This window comes from Actinoplanes sp. CA-142083 (genome assembly GCF_050942195.1).
Taxonomy (GTDB): Bacteria; Actinomycetota; Actinomycetes; order Mycobacteriales; family Micromonosporaceae; genus Actinoplanes.
The window spans coordinates 6,852,830-6,870,860 of sequence record NZ_CP192076.1 but is presented as its reverse complement, the minus strand read 5'-3'; the positions used below and the strand labels follow the sequence as shown (position 1 = coordinate 6,870,860).

General features: G+C 72.0%; 16 protein-coding genes. 9 read left to right on the top strand and 7 right to left on the bottom strand.

What is annotated here, in order from left to right:
• Positions 1-18: 18 nt before the first annotated feature.
• Entirely contained in the window at positions 19-2,172 is a 2,154-nt protein-coding gene (locus ACQPZX_RS31625) for an ATP-binding protein (protein WP_433363168.1), read from the bottom strand.
• 124 nt (positions 2,173-2,296) lie between these two features.
• Between ACQPZX_RS31625 and ACQPZX_RS31620 the strand changes: the two genes are divergently transcribed.
• The 3 genes from ACQPZX_RS31620 to ACQPZX_RS31610 all read left to right on the top strand — a co-directional run bounded on the left by ACQPZX_RS31620 (position 2,297) and on the right by ACQPZX_RS31610 (position 4,151).
• Positions 2,297-2,623, top strand: a complete 327-nt coding sequence (locus ACQPZX_RS31620; RefSeq protein ID WP_433363165.1) for a hypothetical protein — start codon at positions 2,297-2,299, stop codon at positions 2,621-2,623.
• On the top strand, positions 2,620-3,024 hold the full coding sequence (locus tag ACQPZX_RS31615; RefSeq protein WP_433363162.1) for an iron chaperone: 405 nt from the start codon (positions 2,620-2,622) through the stop codon (positions 3,022-3,024). Before ACQPZX_RS31620 ends, ACQPZX_RS31615 begins: the two co-directional genes overlap by 4 nt.
• 146 nt (positions 3,025-3,170) lie before the next feature.
• Positions 3,171-4,151 carry a hypothetical protein gene (locus ACQPZX_RS31610; RefSeq protein WP_433363159.1) on the top strand — a complete coding sequence of 327 codons (981 nt, stop codon included), beginning with the start codon at positions 3,171-3,173 and terminating at the stop codon, positions 4,149-4,151.
• Here ACQPZX_RS31610 and ACQPZX_RS31605 read toward each other — a convergent pair.
• The 5 genes from ACQPZX_RS31605 to ACQPZX_RS31585 are packed head-to-tail and all read right to left on the bottom strand — an operon-like array spanning position 4,139 to position 10,407.
• A complete protein-coding gene (locus tag ACQPZX_RS31605; RefSeq protein WP_433363156.1) occupies positions 4,139-6,142 on the bottom strand; it encodes an alpha-galactosidase in 2,004 nt (667 codons plus the stop codon). The two genes, ACQPZX_RS31610 and ACQPZX_RS31605, sit on opposite strands and share 13 nt — an antisense overlap.
• A 2-nt stretch (positions 6,143-6,144) precedes the next feature.
• On the bottom strand, positions 6,145-7,362 hold the full coding sequence (locus ACQPZX_RS31600) for a cellulase-like family protein (RefSeq protein ID WP_433363153.1): 1,218 nt from the start codon (positions 7,360-7,362) through the stop codon (positions 6,145-6,147).
• A 5-nt stretch (positions 7,363-7,367) separates the two neighbouring features.
• Positions 7,368-8,243 carry a carbohydrate ABC transporter permease gene (locus ACQPZX_RS31595; protein ID WP_433363150.1) on the bottom strand — a complete coding sequence of 292 codons (876 nt, stop codon included), beginning with the start codon at positions 8,241-8,243 and terminating at the stop codon, positions 7,368-7,370.
• Positions 8,240-9,133 carry a carbohydrate ABC transporter permease gene (locus tag ACQPZX_RS31590; protein ID WP_433363147.1) on the bottom strand — a complete coding sequence of 298 codons (894 nt, stop codon included), beginning with the start codon at positions 9,131-9,133 and terminating at the stop codon, positions 8,240-8,242. Before ACQPZX_RS31590 ends, ACQPZX_RS31595 begins: the two co-directional genes overlap by 4 nt.
• The gene (locus tag ACQPZX_RS31585; protein WP_433363144.1) at positions 9,130-10,407 is read right to left on the bottom strand and encodes an ABC transporter substrate-binding protein; all 1,278 of its coding nucleotides are present in this window, start codon (positions 10,405-10,407) and stop codon (positions 9,130-9,132) included. Before ACQPZX_RS31585 ends, ACQPZX_RS31590 begins: the two co-directional genes overlap by 4 nt.
• Positions 10,408-10,538: 131 nt before the next feature.
• Between ACQPZX_RS31585 and ACQPZX_RS31580 the strand changes: the two genes are divergently transcribed.
• From ACQPZX_RS31580 to ACQPZX_RS31555, 6 genes are read left to right on the top strand one after another with little or no spacing between them, the layout of a single operon-like run.
• Positions 10,539-11,255 carry an SDR family NAD(P)-dependent oxidoreductase gene (locus tag ACQPZX_RS31580; protein ID WP_433363142.1) on the top strand — a complete coding sequence of 239 codons (717 nt, stop codon included), beginning with the start codon at positions 10,539-10,541 and terminating at the stop codon, positions 11,253-11,255.
• A gap of 26 nt (positions 11,256-11,281) precedes the next feature.
• The gene (locus ACQPZX_RS31575) at positions 11,282-12,001 is read left to right on the top strand and encodes a FadR/GntR family transcriptional regulator (protein WP_433363140.1); all 720 of its coding nucleotides are present in this window, start codon (positions 11,282-11,284) and stop codon (positions 11,999-12,001) included.
• Complete coding sequence (dgoD, locus tag ACQPZX_RS31570) at positions 11,982-13,124, top strand: galactonate dehydratase (protein ID WP_433363137.1); 1,143 nt, start codon at positions 11,982-11,984, stop codon at positions 13,122-13,124. The genes ACQPZX_RS31575 and dgoD overlap by 20 nt, the downstream gene beginning before the upstream one ends.
• On the top strand, positions 13,118-13,834 hold the full coding sequence (locus ACQPZX_RS31565; RefSeq protein WP_433363134.1) for a hypothetical protein: 717 nt from the start codon (positions 13,118-13,120) through the stop codon (positions 13,832-13,834). Before dgoD ends, ACQPZX_RS31565 begins: the two co-directional genes overlap by 7 nt.
• Positions 13,831-14,427, top strand: coding sequence for a bifunctional 4-hydroxy-2-oxoglutarate aldolase/2-dehydro-3-deoxy-phosphogluconate aldolase (locus ACQPZX_RS31560; RefSeq protein WP_433363131.1), 597 nt, complete (start codon positions 13,831-13,833; stop codon positions 14,425-14,427). The genes ACQPZX_RS31565 and ACQPZX_RS31560 overlap by 4 nt, the downstream gene beginning before the upstream one ends.
• 2 nt (positions 14,428-14,429) lie before the next feature.
• Positions 14,430-16,442, top strand: coding sequence for a glycoside hydrolase family 27 protein (locus tag ACQPZX_RS31555; RefSeq protein WP_433363128.1), 2,013 nt, complete (start codon positions 14,430-14,432; stop codon positions 16,440-16,442).
• A gap of 8 nt (positions 16,443-16,450) precedes the next feature.
• Here ACQPZX_RS31555 and ACQPZX_RS31550 read toward each other — a convergent pair whose 3' ends face one another.
• A complete protein-coding gene (locus ACQPZX_RS31550; RefSeq protein ID WP_433363126.1) occupies positions 16,451-18,013 on the bottom strand; it encodes a BTAD domain-containing putative transcriptional regulator in 1,563 nt (520 codons plus the stop codon).
• Between the last annotated feature and the right edge of the window lie 18 nt (positions 18,014-18,031).

Below are 18,031 nucleotides of genomic sequence, written 5' to 3'. Positions count from 1 at the left end.
TCGACGGTAAACCCGTACCTAGGTACCGGATGCAACCCTGGTCAGCGAGCGAAGGCGATCCAGCGCGGCGAGAGCTTCGTCGGGCCGTCCGGCCGCCGTGCAGGTTTCCGCGTACGCCCGCAGGCAGTCGATCTCGAGCTGCACCTCGGCCAGCGGTTTCAGCAGCTCGAGGGCGCGACGGTGGTGGTCGAGCGCCCGCAGGGCGAAGCCGTTCTCCCGCAGGACGATGCCGAGGCAGTTGTGGCACCACGCCTCTTGGTGCGGCAGCCGATGCTGTGCGGCGAGCGCCAGCGCCTCCTCCAACGGCTCGGTCGCGGCCCGGGCGACGCCCAGGGTGAGGAGGCCGGGGACGCGAGCGGGCCCGGAAGCCAGTTCGAGTGACGCCAGCGCCAGGGAAACCGCGTCCGAAGAAGCGCCCAGATGCAGCGTGACCCATCCGTCGAAAGCGAGCGCCTGCGATTGCCCGGCCCGGTTTCCCTGCTGCTCGAAAAGTTTCCGCGCCCGCCGGAAATCGGTCTGCGCCTCCGCGAGGTCGCCCAGGTCCCGGTGGACGAAACCGGTGCGCAGCGCGAGCGTGGCGGCGAGATCGCCGTCCGGCGACGCCGCCGCGTAGGCCGCCAGCGCCTCCGAGAGGCGGCCGGCCGCGGCGAGAGCGAAACCGAGGTCGGCCAGCAACGGGGAACGGTCGCGACCCAGCCGCCCGGCGGCGTCGGCGGCCGCGGCGAGCATGCGCGTCTGATCGTCGGTGCCGCGGTGGCGGAAGAACCAGACCCGCATCGCGGGAGGGAGCCCGGCCACGAACGAGTCGGCGCCGAGGCGCACGGCGGCGTCGAAGCAGGCCACGAGATTGACGTACTCGAGGTCGAACCACGCCATCGCCAAAGCCGGATCACCCGCGTCGGGCCGGGGCCGCTGGGGCGACGGCAGGATCCGATCTTGAGCAACAGCCCGGGCCAGATAGTGATCGAAGACGTGGCCTAGATTGACGGAAATGTCGGATTCCTCCGCGACGGCCAGCTCGGCCGCATACCGGCGGATCAGGTCGTGCATCCGATACCGGCCCGGCGAGATCTCCTCGATCAGATGAGCGTCGACCAGTTCCTCGAGGTGATCTACGACGTCACCGGAGAACAGCGCGGCAGCCACCCCGTCGTCGAAGTCAGCCCCGGGAAGCGCCCCGAGCAGCCGGAACAGCCGCCGCTGATCGGCGTCGAGCTGCTGCAGCGACATCCCGAACACGGCGTCGAAGCGCCCGGCGTTGTCCCGCATCCGCTCGGCGAGCACGGCGACCGACCACCCCGGCCGGTGCCGCAGCCGCGCCCCCGCCATCCGCAGCGCCAGCGGCAGCCCGCCGCATTGCCTGAGCACCTGCTCCACCGCGTCGTCCGCGTCCAAGCGGAGACCAGCCGCCCGACCGAAGAGCCGGGCCGCGTCGGCGTCGTCGAAGGGCGCCAGCGACACCGGCGGCACCCCGTCCAGGCTGACCAGGCGGTTCCGGCTGGTGATCAGGACCGCCGACGCGCCCGCGCCCGGCAGCAACGGCCGTACATGCTCGGCGTCGAAGGCGTTGTCGAGAACCACGAGGGCGCGGCGCCGGGACAGCTCCGAGCGCCACAATGCCGCCCGCTCGGCGGCGCCCGCCGGGGGATGGGTGACGTCCAGCCCGTCAAGCAGGCGGCCCAGCGCCACCTGCGGGTCGAGCGGCTCCTGCCCAGGCGTGAAGCCTTGCAGGTCCAGGTAGAGGCCGCCGTCCGGGTACGCCGGGGCGAGCCGGTGGGCGGCGTGCAGCGCCAGGCTGGTCTTGCCGACGCCGCCCATCCCGTCGATCACGACCGCCCCGACCGTCCGCAGCAGCTCCTCGACCTGGGCGGACTCGGCCTCCCGCCCGGTGAAGTCGAACAGGTCGCCCGGCAGGTCGTTGCGCCGCGGCGCGGGGGCCGGCCCGGCTTCGGAGGCCGCCGCCCAGATGGCGCGCAGGGGGCGGGGGTCCTTCTTCACCGCTCGGCAGAGCGCCACGACCGCCTCCCACGGCGGGATCAGCCGGCCGGTCAGGTAGCGCGAGAGCGAGGAGCTGCTCAGCCCCGACTCGCGGGCCAGGGAACGCAGGCTGAGGCCGCTCAGCTTCTTGATCTGGGCGAGCTGAGCCACCAGTCGCTCCTGCGGGCCGGGCACGTGCAACAACCTACCGTCCCGGCCCACGGCACCGGATCAAGGCGGCATTCGTGCAGGTCAGATCCGTTGCGAGTGTCCCACGGTGTCCCACGGCCGGCGCGGGGACACCGCGGCGGGTGGTCGGATGGAGATCGTCGGAAACAGGAGGGAGAAAGCGATGCGGACCGTACGGATGCCCCACCCGGTGGATCTCGTCCCCGGGGCACGGGAAGCACTGGACGCCCTGCTGAAGCCGGTAAACACCGAGGGCGGGGAAGCCGCGGCCCGGGCGCTGGCCGAAGCGGTCACGCACCCGGTCGACGAGGCCGACCCTGTCCCGGACCGGATCTGGGACCAGGCCGCCAAGCATTTCGACCAGAAGGAACTGGCCGCCCTCCTGCTCTCCGCCGTTCTTGCCACCGCGATCGACCGGCTCAGCTCGGCGACGCGCCAATCGAAGGGAATGTCATGACCAAGTTCAGCGAGGCCGAGCGCGACGCCATGAAGAACCGCGCCAAGGAGCTCAAGGCCGGCAAGAGCGCCGACACCGAAGGCGAGCTGCTCGCGAAGATCGAAACCATGCCGGAGGCCGACCGGGTGATCGCCGCGCGCGTGCATGAGGTGGTCAAGGCCGCCTCCGGCGACCTCATGCCCAAGCTTTGGTACGGGATGCCGGCGTACTACCTCAACGGCAAGATGATCTGCTTCTTCCAGCCCGCCTCGAAGTTCAAGGCCCGCTACGGCATGTTCGGCTTCAGCGACGCCGCGAACCTCGACGACGGCGCCATGTGGGCGGCGTACTACGCGATCGCCGAGCTGAACCCCGACGTCGAGGCCCGGATCACCGCCCTGGTGAAGCAGGCGACGAGCTGACCACCGGCCCGGATCGCGCCCCACTGCGCGATCCGGGCGTCATTCACTGGTACGGGATGTCCGAGGAAGAGACACCGCCCATCGGTCTGACCATTGCGGCGGAACGTGCGATTCGGGTCGACCGGAGGGGCTGGCATGGTCCCGGCATGACGCCTTCGCGCACCTCGGCCGCCGCCATGCTCGCGTTCACCGCCTTGGCGCTGACCGCCTGCGGCGACGACGTTTCGAGCAGTGCCGCGGGGAGCGCGCCGGCCGACGTCTGCCCCGCCATCGAGAAGCTCGACCCGGCTGCGGTGCTGGGCGGCCCGGCGGCGAACCACCGCGCCTGCGCCCCGGACGAGTCGCTCGCCACCCTCGGCGCCGCCGTGTGGACAGCCTCCGGCGGACAGCGGGTCTCGGTCAGCGTCATCGACAACGGCAAACCCGGCGCCGCCACCTTCCAGCAGCTTTACGACCAGGCATCGTCGGCCCAGCGCTGCGAGCTGGCCGAGTCGGGCGGCGGCGATCGGCGCTGCGTCGACAAGCTGAGCACCGGACAGACCGAGACCGGCACGTTCATCATCGACCTCGGCTCGACCTACCTCGTCGTCTGGCTGTCCGACGAGGGCGACCACTCGGCGGGCCTCGACGTGCCCGCCGACATGCGGCCCGCGTTCATGACCTTCGCCGGCCAGGCGGTCTCCACCATCTACGGCAAGAAGGTGGAGATGCCCGCCGCGCCCCCGGAAAGAGCCGCGCCCACGACCGCCGGTGACCTGGCGGCGCAACTGACCCAGGCCGGCTACGAGCGCACCATGACCGGCAGCTATCAATCACCCGACCTGGGCCGCAAGGTCTCGATCGAGGACTGGAAGGACGACGGCAAGCCGACCGTGGCCCTCTCCGACTCCCGTACCAAGCCCGGCGACCTGGCCATCGCCGAGCTCCAGTACGACCCCGTCGGTAAGTACCAGAAGTTCTCCTGCATCCCCACCACCAAGTTCGCCTCCGACCTGCAGTGGGTGCTCGACCAGTCGAACACCATCCAGCAGCAGGTGGCCGACGGCACCGTCGAGCCGAAGCTGGCCCCCAACAACCGCCACATGGTGGACAACGCCGACCGTTCCCTCACCTGCTACATGGAGTAGAGCTCGATGAGCTCGGCGTCGTGCGCCGGCGTCCACCGCACCGGGAGGCCCACCGCCATGAGATGGCTGCCCGAGTAGACGACCGAGCCGTGGCGGTAACGGCCCGCGGGATCCAGCCCGCGCAGCGGCAGCCGGATGTCCCGCGCCGGCACCCGACCGAGCCCATCGAGCCTGCCGGAGTTCCAGGCCAGCACGACGATCCGCGAGTCCATTGTGTACTGCACGGCGCAGCGCCTCTGGGAGGGATCGCCAATGCGATGCACGACCCCGTGGTGGATGACGTCGCGGACGGCCTTGTAGCGCTCCACCCATGCCGTCGCCGAGGCCCGTTCCGCAGGGGACCAGCGGGTGATGTCGGCGCCGATGCCCAGCACGCCGGCGCTCGCGAGCACGAACCGGAAGTCGAGCGACCGCTGCCGCTCGTCGAACATGCCCTCGGAATCGGTCACCCACGAGCTCATCAGGTGCGGCGCGTGCGCCGACAGGAAGCCGTCCTGGATGCGCAACCGGTCGAGCGGCGCGGTGTTGTCGCTGGGCCAGACCACGTCGGCGCGGGCCGCGATGGCCAGGTCGACGCGGGCGCCACCGGCCGCGCAGGCTTCGACGGTCACCTGGGGGTGAGCGTCTCGCAGGTGGTCGAGGATCCGGTAGAGGTTGCGCACGTGGGCGCCGTCGAGGTCGTCGACGGCCCGGTCCGCCTCGGTGCGCGGGCGGTTGAAATCCCACTTCAAATACGTGATCTCGTACGTCGTGAGCAAGCCGTCCAACGTGTCGCGGACGAACTCGTACACATCCTCACACCCGAGGTTGAGCAGGTACTGGTTGCGGATCGTGGTGCGCGGCCGGCCCGCCGTCTCGTAGACCCAGTCGGGGTGCGCGGCGTAGAGGGCCGACTTCGGATTCACCATCTCCGGCTCGACCCATAGTCCGAAGTCCAAACCCTTGGCCCGCACCGCGTCGACGAAGGCGCCGAAGCCGGCCGGGAACTTCGCCGGATCGGGTGTCCAGTCGCCGAGCCCGCTGTGGTCGTCGGGCCGCCCCACGAACCAGCCGTCGTCCACCACGAACGTCTCCACGCCGAGCGAGGCGGCGACGTCGGCGAGCGCGAGCTGTCCCTCCGCGGTGACGTCGAAGGCGGTGGCCTCCCAGGAGTTGTAGAGGACCTTCCGAGTGCGCCCGAGCCGGTCGCCGGCGAGGTGCCGCTCGTAGGCGTGCCATTGCCGGGCCAGTCCGTCGAGCCCATCGGCGCTGTAGACCCCGGCGGCGATGGGGGTGGTCACCGACTCGCCGGGAGAGAGAGTTACCGGCGAGTCGGTGAGCTGTCGGCCCGCTCGGATCCGGGTCAGGCCGGCCACGTCGGCGTCGGCCACGATCTGCCAGGATCCGGTCCAGGCCAGCTGGATCCCGTACGCGGCATCGCCGTTCTCCACCGCCAAGTAGGGCGAGAACTGGTGGCCGGTGACCCCTTGGGCGCTGCCGATCTCGAAGCGCCCGCGCGTCAGCCGTACGGATGCGGGGGTGAATTCCTGCGCCCACTGGCCCCAGAGATAGTGCAGCGTCGCGCCCGACGGCGTCGGCACCGAGAAACCGGCCGATCCGAGCCGGGTGAGCGCGATCGGCGCCTTGCCGCCGTTGCGCACGACGGCCCAGCGCTCCACGACGTCGGTCCCGGGCGCGAACCGCCAGCGCAGCGTCAGCGAGAGGCCGGTGCGCTCGTCGTGCAGGTCCGCGCGCAATCCGTCGTCGACGGCCACCTCACCGAGGGAGAGCGTCAGCACCTCGCCGGCGACGGCCAGATCGGCGCCGAGAAAGGGGCGTTCGCCGTCGGGCGCGTACTCCACCGCCGCGACGTCGCCGGGAAGCATGTACTGCACCTTGCCGGAGAAGGCGTAGGGCGAGGGGCCGTCCGAGACGCCGTGCGGACCCCAGGAATGCAGCGTGAGGTCGTCGCCGATGGTGTACTCGGTGCTCGCGCCGGTGATGGTCCACATGCTCAGCGGTTCCCCCGGAACTCGTCGTTCAGCCGGCGTTGCAGCGCCACGTCACTCCACATCGGATGGTGCGGGGCGGCGTTGGAGCAGACGAGCGTGCCCCAGGCGCCGAGCTCCCGCGACCGGCGGACGGCGTGCTCGCAGATCTCGGCGCCGACCGGGCCTTCCTCGAAACTCGCGTGCAGCGGGGTGTAGCCGACCCAGCCCTCCCCGAACACCAGCGGGATCCCGCGCCCGGCCGCGAAATCGGCGGCCACGTCGAGCCAGGTGTCGAGGGTCTGCCGCATGGCCCGGCGGTGCTCGCCGTAGCGGTCGTAGAGCCATCGATCCCACTTGGCCGGGTCGCACCAGTCGTGGGTGTAGATCTCGCGGTGCGGCACCACGGTGGCGTCGGTCTTCCAGCTCGCCGGCGGGAACCACTCGCCGAGCGGGGGAGCGTCGTCGCGCAGCAGCTCGGCGTACGCCCGCTCCTGGGGGTACGGGCGGGCCGGGTCGCGCAGCGCGAACTCGGTCACCAGCTGGTCGAGCACGCCGTACACGTACGGATGGAAAACCGCGACGTCCGCGTTGCGCGGCATGCCGCGCAACTCACCGACCGGCACGCGTGCGTAGTTGACGGTCACCGGCGTGGACGGATGGCGCTCCTTGAAACGGGCGATGCCACGCTCCATCGAGGGCTGCAGGCCGACGATGCCCTCGCCGTGGTGCAGCCCGCTGTACTGCACTTCGTTGTGCAGCTCGACGAACGCGACGGTGTGCTGGAGGCCTTCGGCCTTGAGGAGGTCGATCAGGTCGGCGTGCGCGTCGGCTAGGGCGACCGTGCGGTCGGCCGGCGGAACAGCCTGCAGCGCGCGGTGCCAGGCGTCGTCGACCGAGAAGGACGGGCTCTGCTGGTACTCCCAGCTCGACACGATGACCCGGCAGCCGTGCCGGTCGGCGGCGCGGAACAGATCGAGCAGCCAGGCGCGGCCGTCCAGCGGCGGCTGATCGGCGGGGACGTCGTACCAGCGGGTGCGCTGCCCGTATGCGCCGCCGAGCCCGGAGAAGCGCAGCGCCGAGGTGTCCAGGCCGGATCGGAACAGCAGGAAGGGCATCGCGCAGACGCGTACGGTGTCATAGCCGCGACCCACCGCCTGCCGGAAGGCGTCATCCAGGTCCTGGAAAGGCTGTCCCGAACCGGTGCGCGTGAACCAGGTGAAGTCCCAGAGGGTGATGGTCATCGGCTTCATTTGGTGGATCCCATCAGGAGGCCGGAGACGAAGTGGCGCTGGAACGCGAAGAACACGATGGCGGTGGGTATCGCGGCGACGACCGACGCGGCGGCCACCACGTTCCAGTTGCTGACGTAGCCGCCCTGCAGGTTGAGCAGCGCGGCGGTGACCGGCAGCTTCGCCTCGGTGCGCAGCACGGTGATCGCCCAGATCAGGTCGTTGAAGATCCAGGTGGTGGCGAGCGCGCCGAGCGCGGCCAGCGACGGGCGGCACAGCGGCATGATGATGCGCGCGTAGATCTGCACCGGGCCGGCGCCGTCGATGCGGGCCGCCTCGGTCAGCTCGGCCGGGATCGAGCGCATGAAACCGTGCAGCACAAAGGTGTAGAAGCCGAGCCCGAAACCGACGTGGATGGCGACGAGCGCGACCAGGGTGTCGTAGATGCCCAGCGACTCCATCACCCGCGACACCGGGATCAGCAGGATCTGCGGCGGCAACAAGTTGCCGGCCAGCATGGTGAGAAGGATCGCGCGCCGTCCGGGGATCGCATAGCGGCTCAACGCGTACGCCGCCCAGGAGGCCAGCAGGAGGCTGAGCAGCACGGCCGGGACCGTCACCTGGATGCTGATCCACAACGCCCGGCCCATCGACCCGGCGCCCATCGCGGTCTTGAAGCCGTCGAAGGTGAACGAGCTCGGCCAGGCCGCGGTGCCGTTCTGCGCGATGTCGTCGAAGGAGCGGAACGCCAGCACGATCACGAAGACCATCGGCGCCACCCAGAGCAGGGTCAGCGGCGCCATCACCGCGTGGAAGACCCAGCGGCGCTTTCTTTTCACCACGGGCTCCGGGGTGGTTTCGCCGGGCGCGCGGGTCAGGGTCGCCGCGGTCACGACACCTCCTCCTTGGTGGTCCGGACCAGGTAGGTGATGATGAAGATCAGGGCCAGCGCGAAGATGACCACGGCGATCGCGGAGGCGTAACCGAGGTTCAGGAACGTGAAGCCCTGCTGGAACATGTACGTGCTGAGCAGCTCCGACGAGTGGTACGGGCCGCCCTGGGTCATCGCCCAGACGATGTCGAAGGTGCGCAGCGAGTCGATGACCGTGACCGCGAAGACCACGGTGTTGACGCCGCGCAGCTGCGGCCACGTGACGTACCGGAAGCGCTGCCACGCGCCCGCGCCGTCCACCGCCGAGGCGTCGTCCAGCGTCGGGTCGGTGCCCTTGAGGCCGGCCAGGTACAGCACCATCACGTAGCCGACCTGCCGCCACACCGCCGCGATCAGCACGGCGTAGAGCGCGGTGTCCGGGTCGGCCAGCCACTGCTTCTCCAGGCTGTCCAGCCCGATCGCGCCGAGCAGCGTGTTGATGGTGCCGTCGGGTTGGTACTGCACCCGCCAGAAGAGCCCGGTGACCGCGAGCGAGAACACCATCGGCAGGTAGATCGCGCTGCGGTAGAGCCCGACGCCGCGCCGGGGCTTGTTCAGGGCCAGCGCGAGCGCCAGGCCGCCGAGCACCGACAGCCCGCCGAAGCCGATCGCCCAGATGACGTTGTTCTTCAGCGCGCCGAGGAAGACGTCGTCGGTGGTCAGCTCGCGGAAGTTGTCGAGGCCGACGGGCTGGGCCGCGCCCAGCCCGTTCCACTTCGTGAACGACAGGTAGAAGCTGTTGATCGCGGGCCAGAACACCATGCCGATCTCGACCAGGGCCGGGATCAGGAGGAACAGCCAGACAACGGCGGGTACTCTTCTCCGGCGCGCCGGCGCCGCGATCGTGGTCACTGCCCGAATACCTTCTTCGCGCTCGCCTGCCACTCGGCCAGGATCTTGTTGACGTCCCCGGGCTTGTCGAGGAACTTGGTCAGCGCCGTGTCGGCGGTCGTCTGCAGCTCGTCGCTGGAGTCCCGGTTGAAGAACTGGGTGATCGCCTTGCTGTCGTTGAGCAGCTTGATGCCCTTCTGCACCAGCGGCGAGAACGTGCTGGTGTCCACCTGCTGCGAGGTCGGCAGGTTGGACGACTTCGACAGCTGGATGAACTGCTGCTGAGCCGGCGCCGAGGCCAGGTAGGCCAGCAGGTCCTTGGCGCCGGACGCGTTGCGCGACTTGGCGCTGGCGAAGTAGCCGTCGGTCGGCGCCTCCTCGGCCAGCGGCACGCTCTGGTCGATGATCGGCACCCGGAAGAAGTCGAGGTCGTCCACGGCGTCCGCGGGCATCGCGGTGGTGAGGAACGCGCCGACCAGGTACATGCCGGCCTTCTTGGAGGCGAGCGGGGTGACCGCGTCCTGCCAGGAGTAGGACCGGCCCTTGGGGTCGATGTACTCGACCAGCTGCCGGTAGTGGTCCATGACGGCCTTGACCTCGGGGCCGTCGAAGGAGTGCTTGCCGGCGAGCAGCTCGCGGTGGAAGTCGGCGCCGTTGATGCGCAGGTCGAGGTAGTCGAACCAGCCGGACGCCATCCACGGGGTCGAGCCGGTGCCCATGGTCAGCGGCGCGACGCCCTTGCCCTTGATGGTCTTGCAGAGGGCGATGAACTCGTCCCAGGTCGTCGGGGGCTGCACGCCCCACTCCTGGAAGGCGGACTTCCGGTAGAAGACGGCCCACCAGTAGTAGTTGGTCGGCACGAAGATCTGCTTGCCCTCCGCGGTGGACAGCTCCTTGAGCGCGGGGGAGAAGCCGGCGCACGGGCCGCTGCCGCTCCACAGGTCGGAGACGTCGAGCAGGAAGCCCTTGCTCGCGTAGTCGCGGGCGACCGAGCCCGCGTACCAGGTCAGCACGTCCGGCGGGTTGCCCGAGTTCAGGTACGTCGGCAGCTGCGCGCGGAAGGTCTCGATCGCGATCGTGTTGAGGGTGACTTTGTTCTTGGTATAGCCCTCGACCACCTTGGTGAGGGCGGCCTTGGGGTCGGCGTCGGAGAGCGACGACTGCAGGGTCAGGGTGGAGGAGGCGGTGCCGGAGGTGTCGTCACTCCCCGTAGCACACGCGCCGAGGAGCCCGGCCACACCGAGACCGCCGAGCCCGGCGAGGAACCCGCGGCGACTGAGTGGAGCGGTAGTCATGCTGAGCCTCCTGTTTCGTGTTTCCAAGAGGTTGCATCACCGTTGATGGCCTGTCAACATATCTTCGTAATTAATGAAGAGTTGCGACGAAGGGCGGGGGAGTGACGGGTCGCTTCGCAGGTCGGACCGCTGTGGTGACCGGGGCCGCGTCGGGGATCGGGGCGGCCACCGCCGTGCGGCTGGCCTCCGAGGGCGCCGCGGTGGTGCTCGCCGACGTGCGCCCGGCATCCGATGTGGCCGCCCGGATCGCCGCGTCCGGCCGCGCCGAGGTGGTGGTCGCGGACGTCTCGCGCGAGGAGGACTGGGCCACGATCGCGGCTACGGCGCGTGAGAAATTCGGCCCGGTCGGCGTGCTGGTGAGCAACGCGTACACGGTGGATGTCACCCCGGCCGGCGAGATGACGCCGGCCTCGTGGGAACGGCAGATCGCCGTCAACCTGACCGGCACCTTCCTCGGCGTACGAGAGCTGTTGCCCGATCTTGTGAAGAACGACGGCAGCGTGGTCGTGGTGTCGTCGGTGCACGCGCTGGTCGGGCTGCCCGGGCATCCGGCCTATGCGGCGGCGAAGGGTGGCCTGGTGGCCCTGGCCCGGCAGCTCGCCGTCGAGTACGGTCCGGCGCTGCGGGTGAACACCGTCCTGCCCGGCCCGATCCTGACGGCCGCGTGGGATCGCGTGTCCGAAGAGGACCGCGCCCGCAGCATCGCCGAGACCGTGGCCGGCCGCTTCGGCACCCCCGGCGAGGTGGCCGCCGCGGTGGCGTTCCTGGCCTCGCCCGAGGCCGCCTTCGTGACCGGCGCGAGCCTGGTGGTCGACGGCGGCTGGACGGCCGTGAAGTCGTCCGCATGAGCCACCGACAGAGAAGAGAGAGCGGGATGCAGCAGTTCGCGGCGCGTGGCGTGCACGGTCAGACGGTGGAGGTGCTCGCCCAGCGGATCCTCACCGGCCAGCTCCTGGAGGGGGACACCCTCGACCTGGTCGCGCTGCAGACCGAGTTCGACGTCAGCCTCACCGTCCTGCGCGAGGCGCTGCGGGTGCTCGCCGCCAAGGGCATGGTCGACGCCCGGCCCAAGCGCGGCACCTTCGTGCGCCCCCGCTCGGCCTGGAGCCTGCTCGACCCGGACGTGCTGCGCTGGCAGTTCGCCCGCTCGCACCGGCCCGGCCTCTTCGACGACCTGCACGAGCTGCGCGCGATCGTCGAGCCCGGCGCGGCCAGCCTCGCCGCCGCCCGCGCGACCGACGAGGACCTCGAGACGCTCGACGCGGCGCTGGCCGACATGGCCGCGGCCGGCGACGACGCGGCCGCCGCGGTCGCCGCCGACCTCGCGTTCCATCGCGCGTTGCTCGCCGCCACCCACAACGAGCTGGTCCAGCGCATGGAGGTGGTGATCGAGACCGGCCTGGCCGAACGCGACCGCATGGTGCACGGCGCGGCCGGCCCCACCGATCCGGTGCCCAGCCACAAGGCCGTGGTCGAGGCGATCCGCCGGCGCAACCCGACCCAGGCCGCCCGGGCCATGGGCAAGCTGCTCGACCAGGCCATCGAGGACGTGGCCCGGCTGGAAGGGACGCGGCATGAAGATCGCCAGAATTGAGACCTTCCTCGTCCCGCCGCGCTGGCTCTTCTGCCGCGTGGAGACGGACGAGGGACTGGTCGGCTGGGGCGAGCCGGTGGTCGAGGGCCGCGCCGAGGTGGTGCGGGCCGCGGTCGGCGTGCTCGCCGAGTACCTGATCGGCGAGGACCCGCTGCGCATCGAGCACCACTGGCAGGTGCTGACCAAGGGCGGCTTCTACCGTGGCGGCCCGATCCTCTCCAGCGCCGTCGCCGGCATCGACCAGGCGTTGTGGGACATCGCCGGGAAGGCGTACGGGGCGCCGGTGCACGCGCTGCTCGGCGGCCCGCTGCGCGACCGGGCCCGGGTCTACGCCTGGGTCGGCGGCGACGACCCGTCCGAGATCGCCGATGGGGTCACCGCCCACGTCGAGGCGGGCATGACCGCGGTGAAGATGAACGCCAGCGGCCGGCTCTCGCCGGTGCCCACCCCGGCCGAGGTCGACGCGATCGTCGAGCGGGTGGGCGCCGCCCGGGCCGCGCTCGGCGACCATCGCGACGTGGCGATCGACCTGCACGGCCGGGCCAGCCTCCCGGCCGCCCGGATGATCCTGCCGGCCGTCGCGCCGCTGCGCCCCCTGCTCGTCGAGGAGCCGCTGGTGCCCGAGCAGACCCACCTGCTCGGCGAGGTGGTGCGCAGCGCGCCCGTCCCGGTCGCGACCGGGGAGCGCCTCTACGACCGGGCCGGCTTCCTGCCCGCCCTGAAGGCCGGGGTGGCGGTGGTGCAGCCCGACCTCTCGCACGCGGGCGGCATCTCCGAGGTGCGCCGGATCGCCGCGCTCGCCGAGACCTACGGCGCCCTGTTCGCGCCGCACTGCCCGCTCGGGCCGATCGCGCTGGCGGCCAGCCTGCAGGTCGCGTTCGCCACGCCCAACTTCCTGATTCAGGAGCAGAGCATGGGCATCCACTACCACCGGGGCGGGGCCGACCTGCTCGACTACCTGGCCGATCCGGCGCCGCTGCGGATCGTGGACGGGCACATCGCCCGCACCGACGCGCCGGGGCTGGGCATCACGATCGACGAGAAGGCCGTGCGGCAGGCCGCCGGGCACGCCTGGCGCAACCCGGTCTGGCGGCACGACGACGGGTCGTTCGCGGAATGGTGACCGTCGCCTTCGACCTCGCCCACGGCGGCCGGTGGACCTCGCTGCGCGGCGCCGGGCGGGAGTGGCTCTGGCACCGGCCCGTTTCCGAGCGCCTTGGTGTACGCCCGGACGACCCGTTCGTGGACGCGGGCGGGCTGGAGGAGTGCATCCCCACGGTTCGCGGAGTTCCCGACCACGGCGCCGCCTGGTCCCGCCCGTGGACCGAGGCCGGTGTGGACTGCGGCGACTTCCGGCTGTCGCGCACGTGGGCCGGCGACACCGCGACCTACCGCCTCGAGGCCGAGCCGGGTTACCGGTTCGTCTGGGCCGCACACGCGTTGCTCGATCTCACGCCGTCGGCCGTGCTGGAGGCGCCGGCCGGCTGTTCGGCGCGGGTCGACGGCGGGGCTGTCGTCGAATGGCCGTCGCCGCTTGCCAGGCTCGGGCCGGACGACGGCACGGCGGTCGGCGCCATCCTCGTCGACTGCCCGGCGGTCACCGTGGCCGACGGCGAGCGGCTGACCTTCGTCCTCGACGCGCCCGGCCAGCCGGTCTCGGTCGCCCTGTGGCGCAACCTGCGCGGCTGGCCCGCCGGGAATCCCTACCGCAGCATCGGGGTCGAGCCGATGCTGGGCCGCGTCTTCGACCTCGCGGAGGCCGGTCCGGGCGACGCGGCGGTGGTGCCGGCGTCCGGTGTCTGTGAATGGCGATTGAGGGTGAGCGCGGCATGACTTTCGACGACATCTTCGGCGGCACGGCGGTGATGGCGATCCTGCGCGGGTTGCCGCCGTCCGAGACCGTTTCCGTGGCCGGGCGGCTGTGGGACGCCGGCGTCACCGTGCTGGAGATCCCGATCGGCAAGCCCGACCAGATCCCCTCGCTGCGAGCCGCCGTGGACGCCGGTCGCGACCGCGGCCTGCGGGTCGGCGCCGGCACGGTCATCACCCCGGAACAGGTGCGGGCGGCGGCCGACGCGGGCGCGCAGTACACCGTGGCGCCCGGCTTGGACCTCGGCGTGCTGGCCGGCAGCCTGGCCGCGGGCCTGCCGCACCTGCCGGGCGTGGGCACCGCGACCGAGGTGCAGCGGGCGTGGCTGGCCGGTTGCCGGTGGCTCAAGGCGTTCCCGGCCGCGGCGCTCGGTCCGAAGTGGATTTCCGGGCTGCTCGGCCCGTTCCCCGACGCGCGGTTCGTCGCCACCGGCGGGCTCACCGTGGCCGACGCGCCCGCCTTTCTCTCCGCCGGCGCGCGTGTGGTCGCGCTAGGCGCGGCGCTGGCCGACCCGGCCCAGCGCGAACAGATCAGCAGGCTCCTTCAAGAGAGGTGACTGTGCGCTTCCTCCGTACCGCTGCTCTGCTCCTCCTTCCCCTCTCCCTGCTCGCCGTGCCCGCCCAGGCATCCGCCGCGAGCTCGAAGAACACCCCCTACATGGGCTGGAACACCTACTACGGGCTCGGCGGCGACCCGACCGAGGCCGAGGTCAAGGCGATCGCCGACACCATGGCCCGCAACGGGTTGCGCGACGCCGGCTACCGGATCATCTGGATCGACGGGAACTGGGCCGCGCCCAAGCCCCGCAACGCGCGCGGCGAACTGGTCGCCGACCCGGCCCGGTTCCCCTCCGGCATGGCGTCGCTCACCGGGTACCTGCACGCGCGCGGGTTCCAGGCCGGCATCTACACCGACGCGGGGCCCTACCTCGAGGGCAACTGCGGGCTCGGCAGCTATGGGCATTTCCGGGACGACGTGCGGCAGTTCGCCCGGTGGGGCTTCGACGCGCTGAAGGCCGACTGGCTGTGCGGCCGGGTCTCCGGGCTCGACCCGGAGACCATCTACCGGCAGCTCGCGGCCGAGGTCGACCGGTCGCCGCGGCCGATGCTGCTGAACATCTGCAACCCCGTCTCCAGCGACTGGGGCGGCGGTCCCTACCCGCCGGAGGCGCTGTCCACCTGGAGCTACACGTACGCGCCCGAGGTCGCCACGTCGTGGCGCAGCTACACCGACGTGGGCGTGCTCGACACCCAGCCGCAGTGGCAGTGGCTGTGGGTGCTGCGCAACATGGACGTCAACGCGTACCACCCGGCCGCCACCCAACCGGGGCACTTCAGCGACCCCGACTACCTGCTGCCGATGCGCCCGCTGCCCGGCGGCGGCACCGAGCTGACCTTCGAGGAATCGAGGACCCAGTTGGGCATGTGGGCGATGATGGCGGCGCCGCTCGTGCTCGGATCGGACCCGCGCACGCTGGCGGCGTCGATGATCGCAGCGCTGCGCAACCCGGAAATCGTTGCGGTGGACCAGGATCCGCTGGTCCGGCCGGGCGTGAAGGTCGCCGACCCGTCGGCGACGACCCAGGTGTGGAGCAAGACCCTCGACGGGTACGGGCGGCGCGCCGTGGCCCTGCTGAACCGCGGCGACACGGCCCAGCAGATCACGGTCGCGTTCGACAGCGTGGCCCTCGGCGGGCCGGTGCGCGTCCGGGATCTGTGGGCCCGCGCCGACGCGGGCGCCTTCACCGGCTCCTACACCACCACGGTTCCGGCGCACGGCGTGGCGATGCTCGGCCTCACCGGCGCCGACGACGTGACCGGCACGGATCTCGGCCCGGCCTCGGACGCCCCGGCGGCCGCCGGCGGGCGGGTCTTCGCCCGCGGCAACGACGGGATGCTGCGGGAGTACGTGGACGGCGCGTGGCGCAGCCTGGGACGGCGCATTGTCGGCCAGCCGGCGGCTTACTCACCGGAGAACGGCCGGATCGACGTCTACGCCCGCGGCACCGACAACCGGGTTTGGCAGCGCGTCTTCGCCGGTGGGCGCTGGGGCGCCTGGTCGGATCTCGGCGGCAAGGTCGCCTCCGAGCCGGCCGCGGCCGGCGGGTGGGTCTTCGCCCGCGGCGCCGACGGCCTGATCCAGGCGCGCGGAGCCGACGGCCGCTGGACCGGCATCGGCGGCCCCGACGGGCGCGGCGTGCTGGGGCGGCCCAGCGCGGCGGTCGACGGGTCCGGCGCGGTCCACGTGACCGTGCGGTACCGCACCGACGAGATCTGGGAACGGGTCTACTCGGGCGGCTCGTGGTCGGCGTGGCAGAACCTCGGCGGCACGCTGAGCGGAAGCCCGACGCTGCTGGGCACTTCCGGGCGGGTTTATATGTTCGCGGTCGCCGCCGACAACCGGCTGTGGCAGCGCAACTTCGTCGACGGCGCCTGGGGTGGATGGTTCCAGCGCGGCGAGTTCGCCACCGGCGAGATCGAGGGGCCGGTCGGCGCTGAGCCCGGCCCCAACGGGTCGGCGGTGGTCGTGCTGCGCGGCGTCGACGGGCGGATCCACCGGACGTCACTCTGACCTTCGAGCTATTGCAGGAAGCCGACGGCGTGCTGTAGCAGCTCGGCCGAGTCCGTGAACCACAGCGCGTCGGTGCCGGGCGTCGTCCGCAGGATGGCGTCCGGCAGGTGGCCGGCCAGGTAGGAGGCGTGCCCCACGTCCACGTTGAGGCAGTTCCGGCGGTGCAGCACCAGGGTCGGCGCGGTGACGGCGGGCAGGCGATCGCGCAGGTCGGTGCCGGTGGCGACGGTACGGATCGCGAGCGCGACCGCCGGGCCCGCGGCGCGCCGCCCGAGGCGGTTCCACCACTGCCGGAACTCCTCGTCGCCGGCGACGCTGGGAGCTGCCTGGGCGACGGAGTCCACGCCGTGTTCCGGGTCGGCCGGCGAGACGGTGTCGCGGATCAGGGTCTCGGTCGTGCCCGGATCCAGCCCGTACGGGTAGTCGCGGCCGCGCGTGTACCGCGGGTAGCACTGGGCCAGCACCAGCGAGCGCACCCGCTCGGGGTGGCGCGCGGCGAACTCGAGCGCGACCAGCCCGGTGTCGAAGTTGGCGAACAGGTCGGCCTGGTCGAGGGCCAGGCCGTCGAGGACCCGGCCCACATCCGTGACCCACTGGTCGAGCGGCGCCCGGCCCGGGTCGAGGGGGTCGGACAGGCCGATGCCGCGCCGGTCGAGGCACACCACCGAGGTGTGCGCGGCGAGGGCGGTCAGCGCCGAGCGGGCGTGCCGGCCGTCGAGCAGGCCGTCGATGGTGATCATCGCGGGATTGAGCACGACCAGCGGGCGTCCCCGCTCGGACAGCCGGGTGTAGGCGGTCGAGCCGTCGCGGTCGACGGCGTAGCGGACGGTCACCGACGGGACCGCCGCCGGCGGCGGGCGGCGCAGCACCTCGGCCTGCGCCTCGTGCAGCGCGGCGGACGGGTCGAGCCCGACCTCGACCAGCGCGGCCCGGGCGGCGGCCGCGGCCCGCAGCGCCTCGGTCTGCCGTCCGGCCCGGTGCAGGGCGCGCACGTAGAGCACCCACAGCGGCTCGTCGAGCGGATCCGCGGCGGTCAGTTGCGCCAGCTCCGCCAGGGCCGAACCGGGATCGCTGCCGGCCACGAGGCGCCCGAGATGCTCCTGCACGAGCAGCCGCCGCTCGCGGTGCCAGCCCTGCCGCAGCGCCTCGGCCGCCACGGTCTCCGGCAGCTCAGGGTCGGCACGCCACAGCTCGCGCGCCTCGGCCAGCACGGCCGCGGCCTCGTCGGGAGGCAGGCGGCGGGCCCGGGCGCGAGCGGCGGCGACGAGGCCGATGTCGGTTCGCTCCGGCGCGAGCGCGAGGCGGTACCCGTCGCGGCCGGCCCGCTCGAGGGCCGCGCCGGGCTCGGCGGCCCGCAGCGCCGCGCGCACCCGGGAGAGGTGGGCGCGCACGGTCTTGACCGCCGAGGGCGGCGGATCGTCCCAGAGCAGCCGGCCCAGCTCGTCCAGGGTGACGGCGGCCGGCGCCCGGACGGTCAGGATGCTCAGCAGCTCGCGGGCCTTGCGCTCGAGCCGCGGCGCGGGGCCGGCCGGGGGATGGACCCCCGCCGTCCCGAGCACCCGTACGACCACACCGCTCAATCTAGGACC